The 7,848-nt window shown below is 62.4% G+C and carries 6 protein-coding genes and 2 pseudogenes; 5 read left to right on the top strand and 3 right to left on the bottom strand.

Going from position 1 to position 7,848, the window contains the following annotated elements:
- From AC1DR1_RS15495 to AC1DR1_RS15480, 4 genes and pseudogenes are all read left to right on the top strand, one after another.
- Positions 1 to 450: zinc-binding dehydrogenase (locus AC1DR1_RS15495; protein WP_476992854.1), on the top strand; the 450-nt coding region annotated here is incomplete at its 5' end.
- A 3-nt stretch (positions 451 to 453) separates the two neighbouring features.
- The gene (locus tag AC1DR1_RS15490) at positions 454 to 651 is read left to right on the top strand and encodes a zinc-binding dehydrogenase (protein WP_364746461.1); all 198 of its coding nucleotides are present in this window, start codon (positions 454 to 456) and stop codon (positions 649 to 651) included.
- Positions 652 to 1,021: 370 nt separating this feature from the next.
- A complete protein-coding gene (locus AC1DR1_RS15485; RefSeq protein ID WP_364746459.1) occupies positions 1,022 to 1,645 on the top strand; it encodes a G1 family glutamic endopeptidase in 624 nt (207 codons plus the stop codon).
- A gap of 335 nt (positions 1,646 to 1,980) precedes the next feature.
- Positions 1,981 to 2,468, top strand: a pseudogene (locus AC1DR1_RS15480) (aldo/keto reductase).
- Between the two features lie 225 nt (positions 2,469 to 2,693).
- On the opposite strand, the gene AC1DR1_RS15475 reads toward AC1DR1_RS15480, so the two are convergent.
- The 3 genes from AC1DR1_RS15475 to AC1DR1_RS15465 all read right to left on the bottom strand — a co-directional run bounded on the left by AC1DR1_RS15475 (position 2,694) and on the right by AC1DR1_RS15465 (position 5,472).
- Positions 2,694 to 3,506, bottom strand: coding sequence for a hypothetical protein (locus tag AC1DR1_RS15475; RefSeq protein WP_476992853.1), 813 nt, complete (start codon positions 3,504 to 3,506; stop codon positions 2,694 to 2,696).
- Between the two features lie 579 nt (positions 3,507 to 4,085).
- The gene (locus AC1DR1_RS15470) at positions 4,086 to 4,511 is read right to left on the bottom strand and encodes a hypothetical protein (RefSeq protein WP_364746455.1); all 426 of its coding nucleotides are present in this window, start codon (positions 4,509 to 4,511) and stop codon (positions 4,086 to 4,088) included.
- Positions 4,512 to 4,998: 487 nt separating this feature from the next.
- On the bottom strand, positions 4,999 to 5,472 hold the full coding sequence (locus AC1DR1_RS15465; RefSeq protein WP_364746453.1) for a hypothetical protein: 474 nt from the start codon (positions 5,470 to 5,472) through the stop codon (positions 4,999 to 5,001).
- 1,631 nt (positions 5,473 to 7,103) lie between these two features.
- Here AC1DR1_RS15465 and AC1DR1_RS15460 point away from each other — a divergent pair.
- Positions 7,104 to 7,828 (top strand): annotated as a pseudogene (locus AC1DR1_RS15460) (IS1595 family transposase); the annotation flags it as partial.
- Positions 7,829 to 7,848: the final 20 nt, after the last annotated feature.

Here is a 7,848-nt window from a genome sequence, read left to right as displayed (position 1 = left end):
GGCCTATCTGGCCTATCTGGCCTATCTGGCCTATCTGGCCTATCTGGCCTATCTGGCCTATCTGGCCTATCTGGCCTGAGTATACGAAAACAACTGATCCCTGCCGCGTCCAGCAGCGTGGGTCTCGCGGCCATCCAGATCGCCAACATTGTGGGCGCCAAGCCGGTGGCCGTGACGCGGACCGGAGCGAAGCGCCAACAACTCCTCGATGCCGGCGCGTCAGCGGTTATCGCCACGGAGAGTGAAGACGTCACCGCCCGCCTGGACCAAATTACCGGCGGCGCCGGTGTGCAGGTCATCTTCGACCCGGTGGCAGGGCCACCGCTGGCTCAACTTATTGATGCAGTAGCCACCTATGCCACTGTTGTCATCTACGGCGCCCTCAGCAGCGACCCGACATCGCTGCCGGTCCTGTCAATGCTGGAAAAACGCATCACCATCCGCGGCTAAGACATGAACGAAGTGGACGCAGATGACAGCCACCTCCACAAGGCTGTCGCCTTCATCAGCGAAGGCCTCGAAAAAAGGGTCCTCACACCAACCATCGACGCGGTCTTTGACCTGGCCAACATCGCCGACGCCTACAGGTACCTCGCGTCCAACAGCCAGTTCGGCAAAGTCGTGGTCACCATCCCAAACACCGTCGCCTAGGGCGCCTATCGGATCCGAGTTCCGCGAGCATCTTTCGCGAGACACGAATGACTCTGGTGCCTGTACACGGGCTGAGCTAGCATGGCCAGCACCATCTCCAAGGCTGTAGTGCCGGAGCGCGGGAAGGGAGAACGGCGTGAGCAATGAGGTACGCTTCAGCCGCGAAGAGGCAGGGGCCACACCGCCACCGGCGGACTTCGACCCGTTAACCGCCGACCCGAAGAGCTTGGCCAGATACGGTCTCCCCCGGCGACCCGATCGTCAGAGCCAGCCTGGGCTGTCCGCCCTGTGGGATCGGCAGGCACGCCGCTATCGCACGTTCGAACACCTGCAGGCGGAAGTGCCTCGACCACCGCAGACGGGGTCCGATATGGCGCCCGAAGCGTTGCTGCTGTACCCCGTCGGAACCTGTGGCTACACGCTCGACAGCTTCGGTGACCCGTTTACGACCCTGGCGGTCACCTGGACCGTGCCTAATTTGCGGCACACTCCCAACGCTCAAGGCCTCAATAAGTTTCGTACGTTCGTGGGTCTCGGATTCCTTGACGTACACGTCGAAATGACCGTCGACTCCACGAATAACGTCACAGCCACGATCACCGCCCTCAATGTCGATACGGTCGGGCTCCCGGTCCAACCCGGCGACGTGATTAGCGCGGGGATATGTCTTAGCACGTCCCCTCCCGGTAGGGCCACTTACGTCCTGGCGAACGAGACCAGGTCGCAGACGGTGAACTTCAGTTTCAATTCCGGGTTCCCGCCCGCCGTAACCGTCAACGCCGGGATCAGCCGGAGCACCGTCGACCACCCGTCGTCAAACCCCCTGGCACACTTTGGCGTCGTCTACTTCGACGAGATATCCGCCTATACGACAGCGGGGAGCCGCTCACTCACCGGCGGCGAAGCCGTTACGATGGTGGACCTTGACGGCTCCACCCTGGCCAAGCCGGTCCGCCTCAATGACTACGCGTTCAAGATCGTGCGTGTTGCCTGACCTGCCAAGTGGGAGTCGTCACCTACTCCATTGGCGAGAACGCGAAAACCGACGCCGCCAAGGATTCCGCCCCCCTCGACAACGTCGCCACGGAACAGACGGCAGTCGCAAAGTGCGAGCGGTGGTTGCGGGATCTCTACGACGACGGCGCGGGATTTAAGGTTCTGTCCCTCAGGACGGTGGGCAGCAGCCGGACGTATCAGACGTTCACCGTCGACGCCGTGGTCCAGCGCCAGGCCCCCGTGGATAAGAAGAAGTACCAGACCACTGAGCGGTGCAATGTGTACTGGTCCAGCCTTGATGACGCCTGGGACCGCTACATCGGCGCATCCGCGATGTGGGCCTGGCAGTTCGCCAAGATGCAGCACGCCGCGGATCTGCACGGGTGGACGCGCTTCGTGTCGATGCAGGACCAGTACAGCCTGATGCACCGTGAAGAGGAGCGCGAAATGTTCGGCCTCCTCTCTGACCAAGGCGTGGGAGGCATCCCCTACAGCCCGCTCGCGAAGGGACGGCTCGCCCGCCCGTGGGGCGGTGCCACCGCACGGGCGGCCAATGACCCCGTCGCCGAGCGGAGCTTCAGCGAAGCGGACAAGCCCATTGCCGACGCCGTTCAAAAGAATGCAGAAGCGCGGGGAATTCCCATGGCGCACGTGGCCTTGCGTGGGTGCTGAAAAACCCTGTCGTGTCCGCGCCGATTGTCGGGGCCACCAAGGAGCACCACCTCCCCGACGCGGTCGCCGCCCTCGCCGTGAAGCTGACAGACGACGAGATCAAAGCCATGGAAGAGCCCTATACGCTCAGGATGCCCGTCGGCTACTGAGCAAGGCTATTGCTCACTCATCCGTAGACAGGTGTGGCGGTTCCCTCCCAACAGGGAACCGCCACACCTTTCGACTTCGTTGCAGGCTTCAGCCCAGCCGGTACTCGGCTGCAATTTTTGCAAGGTGCCCGGGCCCGTTTTGCCGAATCCCAATGACCCGATGTGGAGTTCGTAAATCACCAGGTCTGTGAGCCGTACTGGCACCGGCAACCCCGCGGTGAACTCCTAGGACCAGAACTCGTCGTCGTTGATCTGCTTCGGCGGGTCGGTGGTCGGTTCGAACTCTTCGCGCACCACGTCCTGGTCGATGACGACGCTGCAGCTGACGCCGCCGTCCAGGGTATCCGGGCTCCCGTCCCACGGCTTGTCCTTCGGATTTATATCGCCGCGGCCGATCTGCCAGCGGGAGTGGATGTCCGTGCGAATCCGTGTGGCGCCTTGGGCGTTTTGGACGCGGTACATGTATGGCAAGCCGACATAGGACTGGAAGTCCAGCAGCGGATCGCTGGCCCAGATGCCGGCACCGATCTTCTTGAGCGGCACCACGGGACGGTTCGCGTCGATGCCGGTCCCGCCGTCGTCGATGTAGCCGTTGTCCTTCGCTCCGAAGACAACTTCAACGTTCTGCGCGTTGGGCGCCCAGACCGCGAACCTGAGTTGTTCCGCGCCGCCCTGGTAGAACTTCTGGGCGCCCAGGAACCGACTGAGCGTCAGAAAGTAGCGGGCCGTCGCCTGTCCTTCGGCCGCCGGCAGGATGGTGTGGCATTCCGGTCTGATCACCGCCAGGTCCGGGTCCTCGGTGACGATCCCCCATTGGTTCGCGCCCGCTGGCCCGTCCAGCCGGACGCCCCACCGGATCTCCTGGCCGGCCAGAGTGTCGTCGAAATTCACGGTCGCTTCGAAAGCCGGGCAGCCGTCATCCGCGACGATCTCCTGCATCGGTATATCGCCCCAGCTGTTCCACGTGCCCGACAGTTTGGCACTACGGAAAAGGCCCCGCTTGATGCCTGTGATGTAAGTGAACCGGACAGTGATCATGGGGTCCCCCATCGTCGTTGATTCTCCGGCGCCCCAGCCCAACAGGCACTAGGGTGCTCCGTCACCGTCCGGACTGTCAACGCATACTTGTTACCCCAGTGAGGGCCTTGCCGTTACCGGTGAGGCCGCGTTCCGCACACATGACGGGCATGACCCGTGAACCTGATCCCCGCGCCGACGACATCTCCACGAACGACTACTGCGCGCTGCTGCCCCGCCGCCGCCACTCGCACGAGGGCCGAGGCCGGGCGCTGCTGATGCCGCGCACCGCCCTGGTCGTCGTCCCCTTTCCGCGCCGAGAAGATGCGCCCGCCCGCCGAGTACACCCTGCCGGAGATGCACAGCAGGCTCAACGGCCCCGATCACCACTAGCCCGAAGGACGAGACCTAGACCCGGTTGAACACCATGCACCGGGTGACGAAACGTCCGTGTAGACGAGGCTTTTTACTCACGGGCTCTACGCACAACAGCAGCATCCACCATACGTGGGACCTTCGTACTCGATGCCACCGAGTTCAATCGTCATTCTGTTGACACTTGGCTGTTCGTCACTTGGCCGTTCGTTGATTGGCCGGTTGTCAATGGGGGCAAACTGCTTTAAATGTGGGGTTCACCTGCAACAGGGTGGCGTACTTCAAAGTGAACACAGACCGTACGGTTTCCAGGCCGTGCTGCTTGATGCCCTGTTGCAGGAAATCGAAAGCACCATACAGATGCCCGCATTCGCACTTTTTCGGTGTGAATCGAAAGTTGGGGAGGTCCAGGCCCAGTTCCAATTTGATGCGCTCACTTTCCTCTTCGGATACTTCCCTAAGTCCCCTGCTTCGGATTCTTTCTGGAGTCCAGTACCAATCCTTGACCGCCCGTGACTGCTCTTGCGTAAGGTAGAACGCGGCGGAAACATCGGCTAGGATAGCCGCCTTCACGACTTCAACCACGCCATCGTCCCCACCAGCCAACACTGCGTTGCCCGTGGCAGCGATAGCGTCGATCTCCGTAAGCATTGACTCATTCATAGCTTCTCACCCATCAAATAAGCGTGGCCTGGCTTGATTTAGCGTCGCGTAGGGGATCTAGACTCCACCCCGACTACAGGTTGTTCTATATCCGCCCTACTGAGACTCCTGACTCCGATGAAGCAGTTGTGCGGCACCCGCGAAAGTCCTTCACCGGGCTATTCCCTGGCCCCCATTTGCCCGTTTACGACATGATAATTTCGATCTGCTCGGCGACTAAGTTCCAGAGGAACAGGCAACGGGTGCCCCGAATTCTGGGGTTACGCTCATCTGCGGATTGTGATCGGAATACCCGCAATTGACTCCGTCCTACCCGCCCGGCCGGCATTCGTCAAGGGAATGTGGCCCCGCGGGCGATGCAGTGAGGACGCGACTCGGGTGTCATCTATAAATACCGCAGGCCGCTCTTCGAGGTTGACGGCCCACTCGCGCGCGCCGAGCAGGAAGGGGCTGCTGCGTGAGCACCGAGGTCCGGTCAATAGTAGAGGTTCCATTCGGCGTAACCCGGTGGGGTCGTGGTAATCACCACATCCTGTCCAAAGAAAAAGGGCTCGTAGTCCTCGACCCACTTAACGCTGTCTATCGTCCCGGGTACCGAGCGGAGATTGCCAGTGTAAACGGTGCTGTCGATGGATACCTTTTCCCATGCGTCATCGCCCGTGGCAACTAGCTTCACGCGCAGATGCCCCGCAACCCCATCGCGGAACACCTCGTAGTACGGCACAGCAGTTCCTGAAACGGAGACGCCTAGGCCATCCGGATTCTGGAACACCCAGTAGTATGTCGCGACCGAGCCGCGATCGAGGCGAGGCGTGCGTCCCGGCTCGAGACTGCCGCGCTTCAGCAGCGTCTCATCACGGTAGATCTCAAGTATGACTGTGTCGTCCGTGCCACTCCAGAACTCTTGTCCGGTCTGGATCGTCCAGTCGATGCGCGTAACGTTTGCCATTTTGTGCCTGCCTCTCGGATCGAGCATGTCGCATGCCATCTTGATAGGACCATCGCGTTGCACCAGCATGGGCCACCGGGACGTGCCCCAAGCATGGCGCGCCAACGTCGGCCACGGATGAGTCCAATGGCCCCTGTCCGCATGCAGCTGCCACTGCGGGCGGCCAGCCGCACACAGGAGGGCATGAGCAACCAGAACCGTGTCCAGCCCGGCGTCCCGTCCAGCGGAGAATTCGAAGCCCACTCCTTTCCCGAAGCCACCGGCGTCACCCTGGTCGAACCGGCCGCCCGGCCGTGACCGCCGGCAAGACCCTGAACATCCGGGACATGATGTGCGCGAGCGACCTCTCCGCTCCGACGGCAGCCGCGATATCCACCTGGAACGCCACGGCGCCCAGATCGAAGACTTCATCCGGGATCGCGCATCAAGACCATCAGAACCGTCCCGGAGCGCATCCAGAAAGTCGGCCGCGAGTTGGCGGGGAGTGGTCGAGGTGGTCAAGTTCCACGCGTAAGCAGAAAGGATCTCACCGGCGAGGCCCTGCGGACGCCGTCCTGCCGGGCCGGATTGGCTACGACACCTCCGCAGACCAGCTCCTTCTCCACACCATCCAGAGCGACGAAGCTTTCGATGCCCTCCGTTCAACCGGTGTGCTTGTGCCCGAACCTTCCCTGGTCGAGCCATTGCATGCCGGCGCCTATGACTGGATGCTCCGGCAGATGGCAGCACGACTTAGCACCGGGAGTGACGGTGCCGTCTGGTTCTAGGCACGGATCACGCGCCAGGATCTAGCGGACATCTGCAAGCAATCCATCGGGCAAGTTCTGCTGACCTGCAAGGTGCCACGGGAACGGGTGCTGCCCTCGCACCATGGCGATTGGCATGCGGTCCTGAACAAGTTCCCCCATATCCCCGCACTCCCGGACGAAAGCGATGAAGGCTACATCGCCCGCATGAATCGCGTGTTCGACGATTTCTGGGCCAGGCTCAGGGGGCGGGAGCCTGGGGTGCAGGAATCGCGCAACGGCCAGCGGATTTGAGGGCCGCAGTCGAGCAGGGATGGGAGAACATCCTTGACCCGAGGAACTATGGTCGTTTCGAGTCCTGGCAGGCCAACACACTGCACGCGGAAGACGTCGTGGAAGCTGTCAGAATCGAACGCTGAACTGCCGTCCTGCGAGTCAGACCAGGGCTGACTTGGCCTGATCTGGGCCGACGCCCCGCCGTCACAAGATGCACATGAACGCACTCTTGCTGTCGCCCGTTCTTCGACCGGTGGAGTATTCAGTCTCGTCCGATTAGGTCCGGATGGACTTTGGTACGAGCATCCTTGGAGGAATCTTTTGGGGGCTTCTTCCACTGCCTCTTCCGTACGGCGCCAGTATTCCTCCCAAGCTCCGTCCGAAGCGCCCACAGAGGGCTGCCCAATGCCGTTGAGGTACCGGCCCGGTCTCGCTCTGGCGCATCCGCAGCAGGCTTTGGGTATTACTCTTCAACAAATGTGCACAGACTCATCAGCCCAGGAGAAGGTGTTAGTGCCCGTCCCAGGCGTGCAGGTGATACTTCACCTCTTTGGGTATGGCCCTGATACTTGGCGGGCACTTGGTGCATCCACCTGCCCGGCGCCGGCCACGTCGGTGACGGCCGGGACGATCTTCGCCCGCACCCGCACTCCGCTGCGCACGTGGTTCGCGGCGGTGTGGTTCGTGACGTCTCAGAAGAACGGCGTGTCCGCTCTCGGCCTCCAGCGGGTCCTGGGGATGAGATCGTATGAGACGGCGTGGGCGTGGATGCACAAGCTGCGCCGGGCCATGGTCCGGCCCGACCGCGAGATGCTCTCCGGGCTTGTCGAGGTCGACGAGAGCTTCATCGGTGGGGTCCACCGCGGCATGCCCGGCGTCGGCCCCGACAAGATCTCGGTCCTGGTCGCCGCGGAGCACCTGGACCACAACCGGATCGGACGGATCCGCCTCGAGCCCGGACCGGCCGACCGCAGRCTCGCCCTGGTGAAGTTCGGCCAGCGCGTCGTCGCCCCCGGTTCCACCATCCCACCGACGGGGCAAGACAGCTGAGGCGCTTCGCCGACCTCGGCTACAAGCACGAGTACTTCACCCAGCTCGGATCGGTCATCCCCGCGCACGTCAACATGCCCGCCGTCCACATGGCCGCCTCCCAGCTCAAACGCTGGATCGACGGCACCCTGCACCAGGGCATCTCGAGGGAGCAGCTGGCCTACTACCTGGACGAGTTCACCTTCCGCTTCAACCGCCGCACCGCCAAGAACCGCGGGCTGCTGTTCTATCGGCTCCTCCAGCAGGCAACGAACACAGACCCGGCGCCGTTGAAGGACCTAGTCATTCCCCACGAGGCGGACCC

This window comes from Arthrobacter sp. P4_F10, from assembly GCF_056401435.1.
Note: the sequence above shows the minus strand (reverse complement) of the source record. Positions and strands in the feature narration are given on the sequence as shown.

Excerpts from the sequence above, each read along its gene's own strand:
- AC1DR1_RS15470 (WP_364746455.1), bottom strand. The coding sequence starts at position 4,511 with ATGCTTACGGAGATCGACGCTATCGCTGCCACGGGCAACGCAGTGTTG.
- AC1DR1_RS15485 (WP_364746459.1), top strand. The coding sequence starts at position 1,022 with ATGGCGCCCGAAGCGTTGCTGCTGTACCCCGTCGGAACCTGTGGCTAC.
- AC1DR1_RS15465 (WP_364746453.1), bottom strand. The coding sequence starts at position 5,472 with ATGGCAAACGTTACGCGCATCGACTGGACGATCCAGACCGGACAAGAG.
- AC1DR1_RS15490 (WP_364746461.1), top strand. The coding sequence starts at position 454 with ATGAACGAAGTGGACGCAGATGACAGCCACCTCCACAAGGCTGTCGCC.
- AC1DR1_RS15475 (WP_476992853.1), bottom strand. The coding sequence starts at position 3,506 with ATGATCACTGTCCGGTTCACTTACATCACAGGCATCAAGCGGGGCCTT.